Origin of the sequence: Saccharopolyspora soli (assembly GCF_022678645.1) — a bacterium.
Lineage (GTDB): Bacteria > Actinomycetota > Actinomycetes > Mycobacteriales > Pseudonocardiaceae > Saccharopolyspora > Saccharopolyspora soli.
Window position 1 is genome coordinate 64212 of record NZ_JALBWV010000045.1, and the last position, 14653, is coordinate 78864.

General features: G+C 65.8%; 20 protein-coding genes and 1 pseudogene. 18 read left to right on the top strand and 3 right to left on the bottom strand.

Annotated elements, in window-relative coordinates; translation table 11 throughout:
• Positions 1-4 precede the first annotated feature (4 nt).
• From MOQ72_RS29310 to MOQ72_RS29335, 6 genes are all read left to right on the top strand, one after another.
• On the top strand, positions 5-961 hold the full coding sequence (locus MOQ72_RS29310; RefSeq protein ID WP_242188967.1) for a hypothetical protein: 957 nt from the start codon (positions 5-7) through the stop codon (positions 959-961).
• 21 nt (positions 962-982) lie between these two features.
• Positions 983-1414: a hypothetical protein gene (locus MOQ72_RS29315; protein ID WP_242188968.1), complete on the top strand. Its 432-nt coding sequence runs from the start codon at positions 983-985 to the stop codon at positions 1412-1414.
• Positions 1414-1929, top strand: a complete 516-nt coding sequence (locus MOQ72_RS29320; protein WP_242188969.1) for a hypothetical protein — start codon at positions 1414-1416, stop codon at positions 1927-1929. Before MOQ72_RS29315 ends, MOQ72_RS29320 begins: the two co-directional genes overlap by 1 nt.
• A 20-nt stretch (positions 1930-1949) precedes the next feature.
• Positions 1950-2354: a hypothetical protein gene (locus MOQ72_RS29325; RefSeq protein WP_242188970.1), complete on the top strand. Its 405-nt coding sequence runs from the start codon at positions 1950-1952 to the stop codon at positions 2352-2354.
• A 1-nt stretch (position 2355) separates the two neighbouring features.
• Positions 2356-3651 carry a DnaJ-like cysteine-rich domain-containing protein gene (locus MOQ72_RS29330; RefSeq protein WP_242188971.1) on the top strand — a complete coding sequence of 432 codons (1296 nt, stop codon included), beginning with the start codon at positions 2356-2358 and terminating at the stop codon, positions 3649-3651.
• Between the two features lie 194 nt (positions 3652-3845).
• Positions 3846-5591 (top strand): P-loop NTPase family protein, encoded by a 1746-nt coding sequence (locus MOQ72_RS29335; protein ID WP_242188972.1) that lies wholly within the window; start codon positions 3846-3848, stop codon positions 5589-5591.
• Here MOQ72_RS29335 and MOQ72_RS29340 read toward each other — a convergent pair.
• Positions 5588-5890 (bottom strand): hypothetical protein, encoded by a 303-nt coding sequence (locus MOQ72_RS29340; RefSeq protein ID WP_242188973.1) that lies wholly within the window; start codon positions 5888-5890, stop codon positions 5588-5590. The genes MOQ72_RS29335 and MOQ72_RS29340 overlap by 4 nt on opposite strands.
• A gap of 68 nt (positions 5891-5958) precedes the next feature.
• Between MOQ72_RS29340 and MOQ72_RS29345 the strand changes: the two genes are divergently transcribed.
• The 7 genes from MOQ72_RS29345 to MOQ72_RS29375 all read left to right on the top strand — a co-directional run bounded on the left by MOQ72_RS29345 (position 5959) and on the right by MOQ72_RS29375 (position 9716).
• Positions 5959-6237, top strand: coding sequence for a hypothetical protein (locus MOQ72_RS29345; protein WP_242188974.1), 279 nt, complete (start codon positions 5959-5961; stop codon positions 6235-6237).
• Positions 6237-6449, top strand: coding sequence for a hypothetical protein (locus MOQ72_RS29350; RefSeq protein WP_242188975.1), 213 nt, complete (start codon positions 6237-6239; stop codon positions 6447-6449). The genes MOQ72_RS29345 and MOQ72_RS29350 overlap by 1 nt, the downstream gene beginning before the upstream one ends.
• The gene (locus tag MOQ72_RS29355; protein WP_242188976.1) at positions 6446-7021 is read left to right on the top strand and encodes a GGDEF domain-containing protein; all 576 of its coding nucleotides are present in this window, start codon (positions 6446-6448) and stop codon (positions 7019-7021) included. The genes MOQ72_RS29350 and MOQ72_RS29355 overlap by 4 nt, the downstream gene beginning before the upstream one ends.
• Positions 7021-7296, top strand: coding sequence for a helix-turn-helix domain-containing protein (locus MOQ72_RS29360; protein WP_242188977.1), 276 nt, complete (start codon positions 7021-7023; stop codon positions 7294-7296). Before MOQ72_RS29355 ends, MOQ72_RS29360 begins: the two co-directional genes overlap by 1 nt.
• Before the next feature lie 157 nt (positions 7297-7453).
• Positions 7454-8734 (top strand): hypothetical protein, encoded by a 1281-nt coding sequence (locus MOQ72_RS29365; RefSeq protein WP_242188978.1) that lies wholly within the window; start codon positions 7454-7456, stop codon positions 8732-8734.
• A 110-nt stretch (positions 8735-8844) separates the two neighbouring features.
• Positions 8845-9231, top strand: coding sequence for an HIT family protein (locus MOQ72_RS29370; protein WP_242188979.1), 387 nt, complete (start codon positions 8845-8847; stop codon positions 9229-9231).
• Positions 9228-9716, top strand: a complete 489-nt coding sequence (locus MOQ72_RS29375) for a nucleoside 2-deoxyribosyltransferase domain-containing protein (RefSeq protein ID WP_242188980.1) — start codon at positions 9228-9230, stop codon at positions 9714-9716. Before MOQ72_RS29370 ends, MOQ72_RS29375 begins: the two co-directional genes overlap by 4 nt.
• Before the next feature lies 1 nt (position 9717).
• Here MOQ72_RS29375 and MOQ72_RS29380 read toward each other — a convergent pair whose 3' ends face one another.
• Complete coding sequence (locus MOQ72_RS29380) at positions 9718-11001, bottom strand: MFS transporter (RefSeq protein ID WP_242188981.1); 1284 nt, start codon at positions 10999-11001, stop codon at positions 9718-9720.
• 115 nt (positions 11002-11116) lie between these two features.
• On the opposite strand from MOQ72_RS29380, the gene MOQ72_RS29385 reads away from it, so the two are divergent.
• A complete protein-coding gene (locus MOQ72_RS29385) occupies positions 11117-11479 on the top strand; it encodes a hypothetical protein (RefSeq protein WP_242188982.1) in 363 nt (120 codons plus the stop codon).
• Between the two features lie 191 nt (positions 11480-11670).
• Positions 11671-12054 carry a hypothetical protein gene (locus tag MOQ72_RS29390; protein ID WP_242188983.1) on the top strand — a complete coding sequence of 128 codons (384 nt, stop codon included), beginning with the start codon at positions 11671-11673 and terminating at the stop codon, positions 12052-12054.
• A 247-nt stretch (positions 12055-12301) separates the two neighbouring features.
• Here MOQ72_RS29390 and MOQ72_RS29395 read toward each other — a convergent pair whose 3' ends face one another.
• Positions 12302-12565: a hypothetical protein gene (locus MOQ72_RS29395; protein ID WP_242188984.1), complete on the bottom strand. Its 264-nt coding sequence runs from the start codon at positions 12563-12565 to the stop codon at positions 12302-12304.
• A gap of 284 nt (positions 12566-12849) precedes the next feature.
• Here MOQ72_RS29395 and MOQ72_RS29400 point away from each other — a divergent pair, with 284 nt between their 5' ends.
• The 3 genes and pseudogenes from MOQ72_RS29400 (at position 12850) to MOQ72_RS29410 (ending at position 14481) form a co-directional block, all read left to right on the top strand.
• A complete protein-coding gene (locus tag MOQ72_RS29400) occupies positions 12850-13017 on the top strand; it encodes a helix-turn-helix domain-containing protein (RefSeq protein ID WP_242188988.1) in 168 nt (55 codons plus the stop codon).
• A gap of 267 nt (positions 13018-13284) precedes the next feature.
• Positions 13285-13692 (top strand): annotated as a pseudogene (locus tag MOQ72_RS29405) (transposase); the annotation flags it as partial.
• Positions 13693-13734: 42 nt separating this feature from the next.
• Complete coding sequence (locus MOQ72_RS29410; protein WP_242188985.1) at positions 13735-14481, top strand: MIP/aquaporin family protein; 747 nt, start codon at positions 13735-13737, stop codon at positions 14479-14481.
• Positions 14482-14653: the final 172 nt, after the last annotated feature.

Here is a 14653-nt window from a genome sequence, read left to right on the forward strand (position 1 = left end):
GCTGATGTCGACGCACGCGAAGAGCCCGCCGCAGGACGCCGAGGAAGAGCGCCTGGCGAAGGCAGGCGAGATGATCAACCTGTTCGTCTGGCTGGTGGCCAGCGTGGTGATGGTCTTCTCCGCCTTCGCTGGTGCCGAGTTGCTCGCGGATCACGGTGTGCCGTGGGGATTGGGGCTGGCAGGCGGTCTTGCTGTCGATGCGGCGTTGGTCGTTGCGCTCATCGGTGATCGACACCTGCACCGCTATGGCCAGCGGGCACCGTGGGGCACCGCGCTGCGATGGGCGACTGCGGCGATGAGTCTGGTGCTCAACTGTGGACAGTCCGCCGAGCGCGGCGACTGGGTCGCTGCCGGGTTGCACGCGATCTTCCCGGTACTGCTGATCGTGCTCACCGAGGCGAGTCAGGGATACCAGCTGGCGTTCAGCCGGGCGGTATCGAAGGCCAAGGCAGAGCACGAGTACCGGCAGCAGCCGGTAACGAGTACCGCTGTGGCCTCGGTACCGGCGAGCAGTACCCGCGTCGAGGCGGTGTCCGGTACACGCGCGGTTGCCAATGCACCGGCCCGTCAACGCCGTGCGGTCGTGCCGCCAAGCACACAGCGTTCGGCGAGCCAACGTCGGGCCGCCGTGGCTGGTCAGTGGGACTCCGGGCAGTGGTCGCGCGCAGTCGAGGTGGTTGCCGCTTACCAGCGTGAACACGGCCGGGACCCGAAGCTTGGCGAGTTCCACTCCGAGCTGCGGATGTCGCGCAACGCGGCCAGCCCGCTGCGCAACGCAGTCCTGTCGGCGGTCGCACAGCACGGGCTGGACGCCGCCAAATCCTTGCCGCCCGGTACTGCCGCGAACCTCGGTACCGCCCAGTCGGCGACGGCTGCCGCGAGTACCGGATCCCACGTGGCGGAGCTGCGACCCGTCGGTATCCCACCCGCCGATACCGCCGAATCCGTCCACGCCCACTGATACCGAGAGAGGAGTACCGCGATGACGACCACAGCGCGACGTGAGCCGAAGCGGGTCCGCTCGGCTCGCCGCCGGGCGGCCCACCACGCCGAGCGCACGCGCAAGGCCACGACTGCGGCCGAGCGGTACCAGGCAGCCGAGTACGCGCTGCGCAGCGCTGCAGCCCACGCCCGGAGCCGGGCACGCGTTGCCCGGCAGCTGCGCGAGGACGTGGTTGGGCATGCGCGTCGCGTCTTGGACCGAGTTGAACCCAGCGACAACAGCACGGCGCTCTACGAGCAGAAGCTCACCGCTGCTGGCCCGGACCTGCAGCGGTTGTCCACAGCCTTGATGTGTCTGCGTGGCGCGATCGCCCAGCTGCCGAACACCGAACGTGACCGCCTTTTCGAGCACTACACCGAGCACTTCACCGCGGAAGTCCACCGCATCAACGGGGAAGGAGGTGCGCGGTAATGCCAATCCCGGACCCGTGGGCCGAGCAGAACCAGTCCGCCGACACCACCGAAACAGCCTTCAATGGGGCGCCCGAGCGCGAGACCGAGCGCGAACGCCCGCGCGAGCGCGCGCGAGTTTACCCGGAGTCCACACCGGACACGGGGCATGGCGAGCTCGTTCCTTTCCCCGGAACCGCAGGAGAAATCACGCCCAGTGACGATGCCGAGGGAACTCCTCAGTGGAGGGCTGCGGTGTCGGTCTGGATCCGGGAAGCGCAGGAGAGTGGTCGAGCGGCCATCGATGGGTCGGTGTGGCGTGCCCGGCCGCCGTCGTTGCGGGACATCCACGCGCGCGTCGAACGCGCGGAGTGGGCTGGCGGCCTTCGCTGGCTGGTCCTGCCCGGCATGGCCTTCGGCTACCTGTCGCTCCTGATTACAGCGCTGGGCTACGCGGTGCTGTGGATCGCACGCCGACCGTCCCGTCTCGCGATCGCCACCGCAATCACCGTCGTGATCGTCGTTCTGGCGATCTGACTGAACCCAGGAGGAAACCCATGTACTTCGTGATCATGATCATCTGCTTCGTGCTGCTGTGGGTGCTGCGCAAGCGCAACAAGATTCCGTGGTGGGTCAAGGCCGCTCTGGCGTTCGTCGGCGGCTCCTGCCTCGCCAACACCGGAGTCGGTATCTGGCTGGCCGGGCGCTTCACTGACATCGCCAACGCGCTCGTGACTCCGGGCAGCGTCCTGGTCGGCGGTGTCGCGCTGATCGTGGCCGTGGTTGTCATCTACGACATCGCCGCGGACAAGAAGGCGGACACCGCGGCCAAGCTCGGACTCATCCTGCTGCCGGTGCTGTTCCTGGCAGCGGTCGGCCCGCTGGCCGGTGCCGGGGTCGGGTTGACCGACGCCATCGCTGACGTCGGCGCCAACAGCCTCGGCAAGTTGATCGGAGGCTGAGATGGGCCCAGACCTGATCCTCGCGATGGTCATAGCGGCGCTGGTAACGCGGGCATGGGAACAGTCCAAGCGACGCTCGGCCGCCGCATGGGAGCAAACCCGCCAGCGCGCCGAGGAGACCTGGGAACGCCGGGCAGAGCGAGTCCGTTCCGCCCGGTCTACCGGGCCCAGGGATCCGCTGTGGTGGCCGTATGCAGCCGGTTGGACTGTCGCGGCCGTTGGCAGCGCTGCGGCGGCAGGTCTGCATGGTCTGGTCTCTGGTGCGATCGCTGGCGCTCGCGGTGGGTACCGGGTTGGCCGAGAAGGCGCCCGCCATGGCTGGGGCTACCGGGAGACCTGGCGGCAATGGCGTTCCCGCCGCGCAGCAATGGACATCGAGAAGTGCCAGGGCTGCGGCGCGAACGTTCACATTGAGCACCTGATCGTCATCTCGGAATTCGGCCGCGTGTGCCCCGACTGCCGCCAACGCCCAGAAGAGCCGCACAACCGGCAGCAGCCGGAGGCCGACGAGGCCCCGTTGTGGATATGCGGTACGTGCGGAATCGAGACCTACGCACTCCGAAATGACCGCTGGTGCCCGATTTGCGGCAGCGCCAACGTCCACGACTCGGCCGACGTCATCACCCACGACTCGGACGAGTACCGGCTGTGCGACGGCACCTGCACCAACAGCGACATGAGTCCGACGGAAGCCGAACGACAGGGCTTGTGCGGCACCTGCGCTGGACGAGGCGAGCTCGTGACCGACTTCGGCGGCGTCCACCGCCACATCTGGTGCCACGACTGCAAAGGCACCGGCAAGACCTTCAAATCGTCCGCGAACAACGCAAAGGATTCGACCAGCTCCGCGAACCCTTTTGCCAATTCAACCAACCCAGAAACAGACGAACGCGAACGGATCTACGTCCATGCAGAACGCATGGATGCGAACGAGGAACCCACGAAGGAAATTGGAGGAACAGCAATGGGTGAACTCCTGCCTGTCAACAGCACTGCACTCGCCTCGACCGGCGAGGGGTACGAGGACACGATTGCGTCGCTGTCCACGCTGGCACTGCTGCTGAACAAGGCTTACGAGGAAGTGCAAAACCTTGGCGAGCAGCTGACCGTCAACAGCCTCGACAACGACACGATCAACCAGATCAGCGAATTGACCGATGTGTTGGAGTCCGCTGCGCCACTGGCGACGAACCTGCACCGGCACGTCGAGCAGCGCCACGCCCCGGTCGCCGACGCGGTTGCCAGCGCTGGCGGCAGCAGCAACGTGGCCGAGAAGTCCTGGTACGACCAGTACTGATCTGCCGGGTGGGCGTCCTGCCCCGGCAATCGTCGGGGCGGGGTGCGGACCCGGACAGCTCAACGATCCGAGGAGCATCCATGAACGGCCACACGGCGCGAAACGCGTCGATGCCTGACACAGCAACGAAAACCGAGGCAAACACGCCGCCGAAGCCAGCCACTGACGTAACGGCGCAGCTTGGTAAAGAGGCCGTGCGGCTGGGAAAGCGCTGGCGCCGCCAAGCCCTGCCGCTCGCCGGAATCGGCGCAACGCACGCGATCGGCGCGGCAGCCTCGTCGCTTTCCGGCCCGGCCGCTCTGCTCCCGGTCGCCGCTGGCTGGGCCGTCGCTGCAGGCACCTACGGCTACGCCCACCAGCGGACCTCGCGCTGGAATCGTCTCTATGCCGGTGTAGCCGCTGTCGGGTCGGCCGGGTGGCAGGCCGCTCTCGCGCTCGACGGACCGACCGGCGTCACCGCCGGTCTGCTGTGGGCCTGCGGTGCTGCGCTGTCGGTCCCGTGGTGGGTTCGGCATACCGAGCCTGAGCCCGACATCACCGCCGAACGATCCAGGCCGATTCCACAGCAAGCCGCGTTGCCCGCGGCGCCGTCCGGGCCGGATCCTCGCGTCGAGCTGTGGAGCAAACACGTTGGCGCCAACGGGAAACCGCTGCCGGGCTCGAAGCTGACCCACATCAGTGAGTTGCCGTTCGGGTGGCGGGGCGTGGTCGAGCTGAACATCGGCGACCACTGGCACTCCATCATGAAAGTTCAGAACACCATCCTGTCGGTCTTCGACCTGCCTGACGGGCGAGTGTTCGTCGAAGCCATTCCCGGTGCCTCGGTTCGCACAGCCCAGATCACGGTGCTCACCAGCGACCCGCTGCAGGCCGTTACTCGCTGGGAAAGGCCGCAACTGGACCCGTCCGCGGGCACGTTCCCGCTGATGGTCACCGCCGACGGTGAGTTGCTGCACTACCGGTTCTGGTGGCCCGGCGGCGGCGCGACGCATGGCCTGGTCTCCGGCGTCAACGGCTCCGGCAAGACCAAGGTGCTCGATCTGATCCTCACCGAAGCCAGCTGCTCGGACCGCGTGTACCCGCTCATCGTCGACGGCGGTGGGGGAGCGTCGCTGCCGCACTGGCGCAACCGGGTCAAGCTCTTCGCCGAAACCCCGAAGGATGCGCGGAAACTGCTGCGCTACGCGCTGAGGCTGATGGACCGCCGACGGACGGTGATCAAGCGCCAAGGCGGCGGATCGGTCGAGCCGACGCCGGACATGCCGCTGATCCTCATCGTCATCGACGAAGCGCACAAGCTGCTGATGAACGACGAGGACGACGGCACCGACAACGGCGACGTGCGGCGCATGTGCGAGAAGCTCTCGCAAGAGGGCCGCAAGTACGGCATCGCGCTCGTGCTCGCTACCCAGGTGCCCTCGGCCAAACAGCTCGGCGGCTCCACCGTCCTGCGCGACCAGCTCAAGGGCGGAACCGTGGTGGGCCTGCGCGTCACCGAACGCACCAGCGGCAACATGATCACCTCCGGCGCTCCGATGCCCGAAGGCCTCCACCAGCTGCCCGCGGTGTTCCCCGACGGCACCGCGACTCGCGGCCTGGGCTACATGCTCACCGCGCGGATGATCCGTGCACGCTCGCTGCTGATCGAGGACCCTAGCGCCCAGCCGTTGACGCCGACCCGGCTCGACCCCGACTGCGCGGCCGAGCCCGCGCCCATGATGACCGGCGACGCCACCGACCTACTCGACACGACACCGGCTCCGAACGCCGAACCGCGGACCGCGGTGAGCCCTGATGAGATCCGCCAGCTGGTCGACCACGCCATCGAGGCCGGGACGAATCCCGACCCGCTGTCGCTGATGAAGGCCACTGGACTCAGCCTCGGCAAAGTCCGCCGTGCCTTGGCCGACCGCAACAACGGCGGTGGCGCCGCGTGCTAACAGACCTTGCGGTAAACCTCGTCGGCAAGCCGGGCCACATCCGAGGAATCCCGGTCCGAGGTGCCCAACGCCGACCTGCCCTCGGTCACCGCCAGCAGGACATACCGCCGAATCAGCCGATCGGAATTGCTCGTCGAGCCACTCAACCACCGCGTGAACTCGTCGATGTAGGGCCGGACGACTCGGGACTCGGCTGGCGGACCGGAGACCTGGCAGGCCGCGCGCAGCGCGATCAGGTTGTCCATCCTCCGATCGTCCAAGCCCGGCAGGTTCGTCACCACATTCGCGTCGATCACCATGCACCGACCCTAGCGCCGCACATCCGCAACCTTGTGCCTCTTGCACGGCCGCCACCTGCGCTACCTGCATGGACCGTCCACGCCTGGTCCGCCTCGAAGCCGCCAAGCACCCCGGTGACCAGGCATTCCACCCACAGCCGAGGAGAAACACCACAATGCCGCGAAAAGGCATCACGCAAGCACCGCCACCGCTTGAGTTCCCGAACCCGCCGTGCTCGCTGTGCGGGCGCGAAACCGTCGAAATCCGTGGGCGTTTCCGCTGCCGGAACTGCCGCTGCTCCTGGGACGCCGACACCGCTCATCTCTACCCCGGCCAGCTCGACGGCCCGGTCGAGGAGGTGGCGTGATGAAGATCCGCATCACCGGCACCCGCGCCGAAACCCAGCGCGCCGCAGCCGACATCAAGACCATGCTGCACACCTTCCAAAGCCCGGTCCGCTACCACGTCCGCGAAGTCAGCGACTTCTACCCGAACCGCGGCAACTCCGAGCTCGGCCGGGTCTACCTCGACGTCGACATCGAGCTACCCGCCGTCAGGTCGCGAGGTGAGCAGCGATGATCACAGCAATCGGGTTCGCCGTGGCGGCCATCGCCTGGGCCACCGAGCACCTGCGCGTAGCGCGGCTGCGACGCCGACTTCGCACCGACCCGCTGACGGGGCTCGGCAATCGCCTCGCGCTGCAGGAAGCCGCCCGCCACCGTCTTGGGCGCCGTGTCGCTCTGATCATGCTGGACCTCAACGAGTTCAAAGCCATCAACGACACCTTCGGGCACCGCCACGGCGACGAGGTCCTCATCACCGTCGCCCAGCGACTCCGAGCGCTCCAGCGTCGCGACCGACTCGCCGTCCGGCTCGCCGGCGATGAGTTCGCCCTCTGGGTCAATCACGTCCACAAAGACCAGGCCATCGAGGACCTGCGCCGCCAGCTGGCAATGGTCATTGCCGAGCCGATGACCATCGACAGGCACACGATCAATGTCACGGCGAGCATCGGCATCGCTGTCGGCAGGCCAGAGCTCGGAGAGCTCCTGGATCTGGCCGACCGAGCGATGTACCGCGACAAGCAGCGATACGCCAACACTCGCCGAGTTGGCTCCTGGGTGCTGCGTCGCCGGGAGGTGGCGGCGTAATGGCCCGGGAGTCCAGCGCCGAACGCACCCGCGCTTACCGTGCCCGCCGACGCGCTGCCAACCCGCCGATCCGGCGCCCTGGCGAGAACATCGACCGCGCTGGCCGTACCTGGCGACTCCTCACCGACGACCAGGTCCGCGAGATCCGTACACGGCTCGCGTCCCCGAATGCACCGACTCAGGCAGAGCTCGCGCACGAGTACGGCATCCACCCGTCGACGGTCTCGCAAATCGCCACCGGTCGCCGAAGAGCTGCTGCACCTGAGCGCTCGTGACTGGTCGCCGACCGGGCGACGATGCGCCGCCTGCCACCCGGCAGGTGGCGTGTCGGGTCCGCTCGGACCAGCAAGAACGAGCCCGGCCGAGGCGCCTCACCTTCCACAGATCACCGCCCCGGCCGGGTTCCACCACCCGAAGGAAGTGGAGTCCCCATTGTCCCTGCGCAAACCTCTGCCGCTCGTCGAACCCAGCCGCCCTTCCGCCGCCAGCGCCACGCTGGATCCGGCCGACCGAGTCCACGTCCACGAACGGCTGCAGCGGTTCATCAGCGACGCCCGCGACTACCTCGCGACATTCACCCCGACCGACGACAGCGCTGAGGAAGACCCCGACACCCACCTGTCCCGCACGCAGCTGCTCTCGTTGCTGATCGGCTTCGTCGGCTGCGACACCAGCGAATCGCTCGACAACCGCACCTACACCCTCGTCTACACCGACCCGGAATGCGGCAAGTCGAACTACCAGACGATCTGCATCCCCGACTACCGCGAAGCCTCGCCGTTCGTCTTCACCCGCGATGGCCGCGGGGGGCGCGTCACGCTGCGGCCAACCGGTGAAGTGCTTGCCGAGGTCGTCGTTCACGCGCAGATCTTCGGCGCCAGCAGCCACTACTACAGCCGCGTCTCGCCACGGTTCGACGAGCTGCCGACGGCGGCGATCGTCTCGCCGTATTCAACCTGCGCGGGCGGTTGCCTGGGCTGCAGCCGGGGCGCAGTGAAGAGCTTCACCTCGCCGCCGAAGGACTACATCAGCCGCCACGTCCAGCAACTCGCCGCCGACTACGACCGGCGCGGCTGGGACCGAGCCGAACTAATCTCAGTCAACATCACCACCGGCTGCCAGCCGGACGAAGAACGCGAGCTCACGATGATGCTGCAGCTCATCGAGGAGTACCGACGGCAGGGCTTCACCAGCGCCGCGTTCTTCCCCTTCACCTACGCCATCGACTCCGCCGCAGCGATGGAGCAACTCCGCGAGGCTGGCTGCCTCGGATTTATCGGCACCGTCGAGTGCTTCAACGACACCGAACGAATCCGCCAGTGGGGCAAGAAGAAAGGCTCGATCACCTTCGCCCAACACGTCGAAAAGTACGCCCGCGCCCGCCGAGTCGGCTTCGACATCGTCGAAACGGACTACGTCCTCGGCGCCGACTCCTACACCGAAATGCTCGACGGCATCCGAATCCTCGACAACGCAGGCGTGGCCGTGGTGCCCAACATCAAGCGGAACTACACGCTCGAACAGCTCGACAGCAACCACACCGACATCTGGGACCTTGGCATGACCTACATCGCTGACGCCTTCCACGCCGCTCTCGCCAGCTACCGCAACGGCACCATCAAACGCCGCGCCGCCCGGCTCTCCGTGGGCTACCTCCACCGTGACGGCTGGACCGAGCTCACCTTGCGCGACCTCCCGATCCGACACACCTGATGCGCAACTGGTTGAAACGTGCTGCCCGCCTGCTGTGGCGGGCAGCCCCCACCGAACACCTCGACCCCGCCGACGCCTGGAAAACCCTGTACTAACGGAGATCCGCAACGATGCACCAACCTGAGCCTGATTCTCTGGACTGCGTGTTCTGCCACATCCTGGTCGGCCATGCTCCCGCGACCGTCGTCCGGCAGTGGCCCGAGGCCATTGCCATCCGACCTCGGCATCCGGTGACGCCGGGCCACGTACTCGTGATCCCGCGTCAGCACGTCCCCGACGTCGGCACCGCTCCGGCGGTTTCCGCACACACGATGGCCGCCGCGGCCGACCTCGCCGCCGAGCTGCCCGCGGCCAACGTCATCACCAGCAAGGGAGCCGCGGCCACGCAGACCCAATTCCACCTCCACCTGCACGTCGTGCCCCGAACCGACGGCGACGACCTGCCGCTGCCCTGGACCCCACAGCAAACCGCCCGACAGACTGGAGCAGCCCGATGAACATCAACTTGGTCATGGCTCGGGAATCCATCCCGGCGGACGGTTCGTCCGTGTTCCTCGCCGGACCAACTCCGCGCAGCGGTGCTGTCGAATCTTGGAGGCCTGCCGCGATCCGCGAGCTCGCCGCCCAATGGACCGGCGCCGAGCCACTCACTGTCCTGAGCCCTGAATCCAGGGACGGGAAACGCGCTGAGCACTACGACGACCAAGTCGACTGGGAGACCGACGCCCGCAGCGTTGCCACCACCATCCTCTTCTGGATTCCGCGAGACGTGAAGTCGCTACCTGGCTTCACGACGAATGTGGAGTTCGGCCTGGACGTCACCACGGGCAAAGCGGTGCTCGGCTGCCCACCCGAGTGCCCGAACCCCGAACGCAACCGATACCTGATCTACGTCGCCCGCCGCCACGCCGTACCGGTCTGCGAAACGCTCACCGACACCGCGGTTGCCGCTCTCGACATCGTCACCAGTCGCACGCAATAGATCACGCCGCTGAGGCCTCTCCCGGTTCGACGGGAGAGGCCTCCTTCACGTCCAGGCTCCGAATAGAGGAGCTGCTCAACACCAATCCGGTCGACAGAACCAACCAGCCGACGCCTACGAGCAGTACGGTTTCGCCACCGATCTCGGAAACTACCGGGCCAGCCACGGCAAGCGATGTTGGGAGCAATACGAGGCTCCCGAGCTGGGACCATGCGGCCACACGGGAGCGCGCTGACGCGGGCACCCGTTGTTGCAAGATTGTCGACTGCATCGCCATGAACAACGCGCCTTGCATGCCAACTGCGACCGCACTCGCAGCCACTAGCCACAACGGCGCGCCCCATGCGAAAAACAGCAGGTAGGGCGTCATCAGCAGACCAACACCAAACACGGTGCGCAGCGGGCGCCTGGGCCACCACCGAATCGCCACCATTCCACCCACGATCGACCCGACTGCCTGCACCACACCGATGGCTGCCCACGCTCCAGCACCGCCGAACACCTCGTTCGCAAGCAGCGGACCGGCAACCATGTGCGGACCGATGACAAGAGCTTGCAGCATCGCCGAATAGCCCAACAGCACCCGCAACCACGGCGTCCGGATGACAAACCGCACGCCGTCTCGAACATCACCCCACAGGCTGCGCCTACCCGACCCGCGCGCGGTCGACGGCAACCGCAACAGCAGCAGCGAAACCGCAGACGCGGCAAAGGTCACTGCATCCACCAACAGCGCAATCCCAGGGCCTACCGTCGCGACCAGCGCTCCCGCCAGGCTGATCGACAACACCTTGTTCGTGTTCGCCGCCAACCCGAGAAACGCATGGGCCTTCTGCAGGCTCTCCATAGGCACCAGCGACGGAACCAGCCCGCTCGCAGAAGGAACGAAAACCGCCGTCCCCACGCCAGAGAGCCCCTGCAACACCACCAGATGCCACACCTCGGCGAACCCAGATATCAGAAGGAGACCCGTAGTCATCTGTGTGCCACAACGCAGCACGTCGGCCCCGACCATCACCCAACGCCGATCCCATCGATCTCCTAGTACTCCGCCGAAAAGCACCAACATCGCGATCGGCACCCGGTTCGCCGCCAACACGAGGCCCAGTGCCCCGGGGCCGCCTACATCAAGCGCGGCGAAGGCGATGGTCAAAGGCACAAGGCTGTCACCGAATGTCGACAACGCCTGCCCGATGAAGTACTGCCGAAAGGTCCTAAGCCGCAAGGGAGTAAGCGCCTTCTGGCGGGCCCTTCTGCGAGCACCGGAGAGATGGACGTAGGCCACCTGCACATGAAACTCGTGAGAACGAAGTTGTGGAAGAGCGTGGTTGCTTTGCGAGAGCCCGGAATCACCAGGTGAGCGGTACGCTCGGGCCTTCGTGGCCTGCCACGCTGATCAGGTGACCGCGATCGAGCGCCGCACCGACGCCACGTCCCTGGCGCTGCGCGCGATGTCCGAGCGCGAGTGCGCCCGGTTCCGCAACCGGAACCTGCGTCAGCCCGGCCCTAACCGACGCGTGCACGCCGTCGAACTACGCGATTGGATCGGCGGGCTCAAGCTACCTGTGCCCGCCTGCCACCAGCCGCTGGCAACCTTGGCGTTGGCAGGTGACTCCGAGGCAGTCACCGCTCCCGTGGACTGCGCCCGATGCCTAGCCGGCAACCCAGACCCGTTCACGCCGCTGTTTGCGATTGACGGCGGCCAACTCGCACTCGACCTGCGGCCAAGCGACGAACCCGATGTGCCATCGGAGCACCGCTGATTTCGATCTGGAATCACGCCGAGAGCGCTTGAATCTGCGTGACAAATTCACGGCGGCAACGCCGTCGGGCGAATGGAACAGACGCGTGTCCTACTGCGCAAGGCTGGCTGAGCCTTGGTTCCAGTCGCTTGATCAAGATTACCCGTTTGGTCCTTCACCTCGTACGTTCTTGCGCTCTAGGTTCAGGTCGCGTGAAGTTGCTGAGGAAGTACTGGGGTTATGTTGCTGCGCTCGTCCTGGTGTACGGCTGGTTCAGCGGTTCGTTAGGGCCGAACATCTTGATCGTGCTGTCGGCCGTGACGTTCTTGTACAGCCTTTTTCAAGCGCCGGTGTGGTGCTGCGCTGAAACCCGGAACCAGGAGTTCTGCCGAAACAACGCCAACGGCATCCTGATGGGGTGCTGGATCCGGGAGCACCGCTGGCAGAAGCTCAAGTGGCTCGTCCGCCGATCTGCATGGGGGCGCCTGTTCGGCCGTCTGCTTTCAGGTTTCCACGGAGTCGCTGCAAGCTTCTCTGCGGTTGGGACGCTGGTCTCCGCCACCGCAGCCGTGATCACGGTCATAGTGAAGACCTGACTGCTTTCTTCTGCCGGACCTCATGGCTTGCGCAGCTCATGATGGAACTGGGCCATACGGGGTACCTAGATTGGGAAGAGGTTGTTGAGTCGATGTTTACAGTTCGCCGAGGACTGTTGAGCACGTTTGGCTTCACCGGCATGTGGAGTGCAATCTAGCCCATACGGTTCACGCGTCTGACCGTGGCCGATCGCGCTCCGCTGGTCCCAGACGAGCAGGGATGCCCTGAGCTTTAACAGACGTTCGGCTAGCTGGAAGGCATAGCTGGCATGCCTGTGTGTGGATCCAGCACCAGGACCTTTGTGCCGAACTTCTGCGCGCTTTTGAACAGGCACATCAGTGAGGCAGCGAGCCGTTCGCTGTCGGCAGCGTCGAGTTCGAGGTACCAGGCCCGAGCGTCCCGGTCGTAGCGGGCTCCGGACTCCTGGATCAGGGATCGCTGGTCTTCCCACCGGTGCTCGTCTTGTTGGGGGACGCCCTTCACCATGATCGTGATCTGGTCGTTTGCCATACAGGGAGTGTTGCCGAAACCTCTGACAGTGGGCGCCAACCGAGTACACGGTGAGATGACACGCAATGGCTTGGAACAGCCGGGTACAGGGAGTCAGTGGAAGGTGACGGATGAAGTTCGGAAATGAGAACGGGCAGAACAGCACTCGATCTGGAGATCTTGACGCTGTCGTCCAGGGCTTTGCGGTCTTGATTGCCGATGCAGTGGCTGCGCGGCTTGCGGAGGCCAACGTGACGAATGAGGGGCCGGATCCAAAGCGTGGTCGCGAGGGTGGGCCGCGGCTCATGCTCAGGGTCGAGGAAGCTGCCCGCCGGCTCGCTGTGAGCCGAACAGTCGCCTATAGGTTGATCAAGTCGGGTGACCTTGAGTCTGTGATGATTGGGCAGTCCCGCAGGGTGCCGACCGATGCACTCGACAAGTACGTCCGAGGTCTTCGTGGCCAAGCGACTTGATCTATTTGTGGCATCACTCGTGGCATGAAATGGAGTGAACGAGGGTGGCTACGGCGGGGCAGTGGGGGAGCGGTTGCGGCTAAAGTCGCAGGTAGATGGCGGTGTCAACGGCGTCGATCTCCCTTACAAGCAAGGGGTCGCTGGTTCGAACCCAGCTGCGCCCACCACCGCCACAGCCCGTTGGTCTGGGATGAAATCCCAGGTCAGCGGGCTTTTTGTGTGGGGAAGAGGATCTTCCTTTGATCGTTTACTGCTCTCACCGCAGGTCAGCGCGGCGACAGCCCGCAGATGATTAGAGTGCTGGAGGGCATCCGAGTCACTCGGATCGGACCCGGCCGCCCACGCACCCGACCGGAACGGGTTCTGGCAGACAAGGCGTACTCGTCCGCGGTCAACCGGCGTTACCTGCGACGACGCGGGATCCCAGCCGCGATCGCGATTCCGAAAGACCAGGCCGCCCACCGCCGTGCCCGTGGCGCGGCCGGAGGACGCCCACCCGCCTTCGACCCCACGACCTACTGGCAGCGTCACGCCGTGGAGTGCGGCATCAACCAGCTCAAACACCACCGCGCCGTCGCCAGCCGCTACGACAAACTCGCCGTCCGATACGAAGCCACACTGCATGTCGCCATCATCGATACCTGGCTACGAACCCTGACCAAGACCACTTCCTAAACAGCGACGAGGGCTTTTACAGCTAGCGGGTAGGTGCGAGGTTTGGGTGGCCGCCAGGGTAGATGGGCGTTACCGGCGACGACATGGCTGCGTTGCGGGGCGATTCTCGCGGTTATGGATGTTCTCGCTCAACCAACGAAGGTCATCTCGGCTAGTCTGGCTGGTCGGAAGCCGGTCGCCGAGCTGATCGGGACGTTTTTCCTGGTTTTCACAGTTGGTGCCAGTGTGCGCAGTGGCAGCGTGCTTGCCCCGGTGGCTATTGGCGCGGTTTTGATGGTCATGGTCTACGCGGCCGGGCATATCTCCGGTGGTCATGTCAATCCGGCGGTGACGATGGCTGCGTTGGTACGACGCCGGATCGAGCTGAGTGAAGCGGTCATGTACTGGCTGGCGCAGTTGGTTGCCGGGGTCCTCGCCGCGTTGGTCGTCCGCGCGGTCGTCAGTCCTGGGCACGCCGCGACGTTGACGTTTTCCGGTCAGCTCGCCGCCCCGTTCGTGGCGGAGTTGTTGTTCACCTTTGCTCTGGCCTATGTGGTGCTGAACGTGGCCACCAGCAGGGATCATCCGAACAACTCCTTCTACGGCTTGGCCATCGGATTCACCGTCATGGTTGGCGCTGTCGCCGTTGGCGGGATTTCCGGTGGCGTGTTCAACCCTGCTGTTGCCCTCGGCGGCGCGGTCATGGGCCTGTTCAGCTGGTCGACGCTGTGGGTCTACATCGTGGCCGAACTCGTTGGCGGCGCCGCCGCCGGATTCGCATTCCGCGCCCTCAATCCAGATGACGCGTGACCCGGCCAGCAGCGTCGGATCGCGCCCTGCACCACCACAGCCCGGCCTGCCGTCTCGGACGGTTCTGGGCCCGTCAAGGAGGACACACCCATGACCAATGACCAACCCAAGCCGACCACGACTGACGCCGGGATTCCGGTCGCCAGCGACGAACTTTCCCTCACCGTGGGCC

Coding starts and splice junctions, on each gene's coding strand:
- MOQ72_RS29345 (WP_242188974.1), top strand. CDS start 5,959: ATGGACCGTCCACGCCTGGTCCGCCTCGAAGCCGCCAAGCACCCCGGT.
- MOQ72_RS29310 (WP_242188967.1), top strand. CDS start 5: ATGTCGACGCACGCGAAGAGCCCGCCGCAGGACGCCGAGGAAGAGCGC.
- MOQ72_RS29395 (WP_242188984.1), bottom strand. CDS start 12,565: ATGGCAAACGACCAGATCACGATCATGGTGAAGGGCGTCCCCCAACAA.
- MOQ72_RS29320 (WP_242188969.1), top strand. CDS start 1,414: ATGCCAATCCCGGACCCGTGGGCCGAGCAGAACCAGTCCGCCGACACC.
- MOQ72_RS29325 (WP_242188970.1), top strand. CDS start 1,950: ATGTACTTCGTGATCATGATCATCTGCTTCGTGCTGCTGTGGGTGCTG.
- MOQ72_RS29350 (WP_242188975.1), top strand. CDS start 6,237: ATGAAGATCCGCATCACCGGCACCCGCGCCGAAACCCAGCGCGCCGCA.
- MOQ72_RS29355 (WP_242188976.1), top strand. CDS start 6,446: ATGATCACAGCAATCGGGTTCGCCGTGGCGGCCATCGCCTGGGCCACC.
- MOQ72_RS29370 (WP_242188979.1), top strand. CDS start 8,845: ATGCACCAACCTGAGCCTGATTCTCTGGACTGCGTGTTCTGCCACATC.
- MOQ72_RS29315 (WP_242188968.1), top strand. CDS start 983: ATGACGACCACAGCGCGACGTGAGCCGAAGCGGGTCCGCTCGGCTCGC.
- MOQ72_RS29340 (WP_242188973.1), bottom strand. CDS start 5,890: ATGGTGATCGACGCGAATGTGGTGACGAACCTGCCGGGCTTGGACGAT.
- MOQ72_RS29360 (WP_242188977.1), top strand. CDS start 7,021: ATGGCCCGGGAGTCCAGCGCCGAACGCACCCGCGCTTACCGTGCCCGC.
- MOQ72_RS29400 (WP_242188988.1), top strand. CDS start 12,850: ATGCTCAGGGTCGAGGAAGCTGCCCGCCGGCTCGCTGTGAGCCGAACA.
- MOQ72_RS29375 (WP_242188980.1), top strand. CDS start 9,228: ATGAACATCAACTTGGTCATGGCTCGGGAATCCATCCCGGCGGACGGT.
- MOQ72_RS29330 (WP_242188971.1), top strand. CDS start 2,356: ATGGGCCCAGACCTGATCCTCGCGATGGTCATAGCGGCGCTGGTAACG.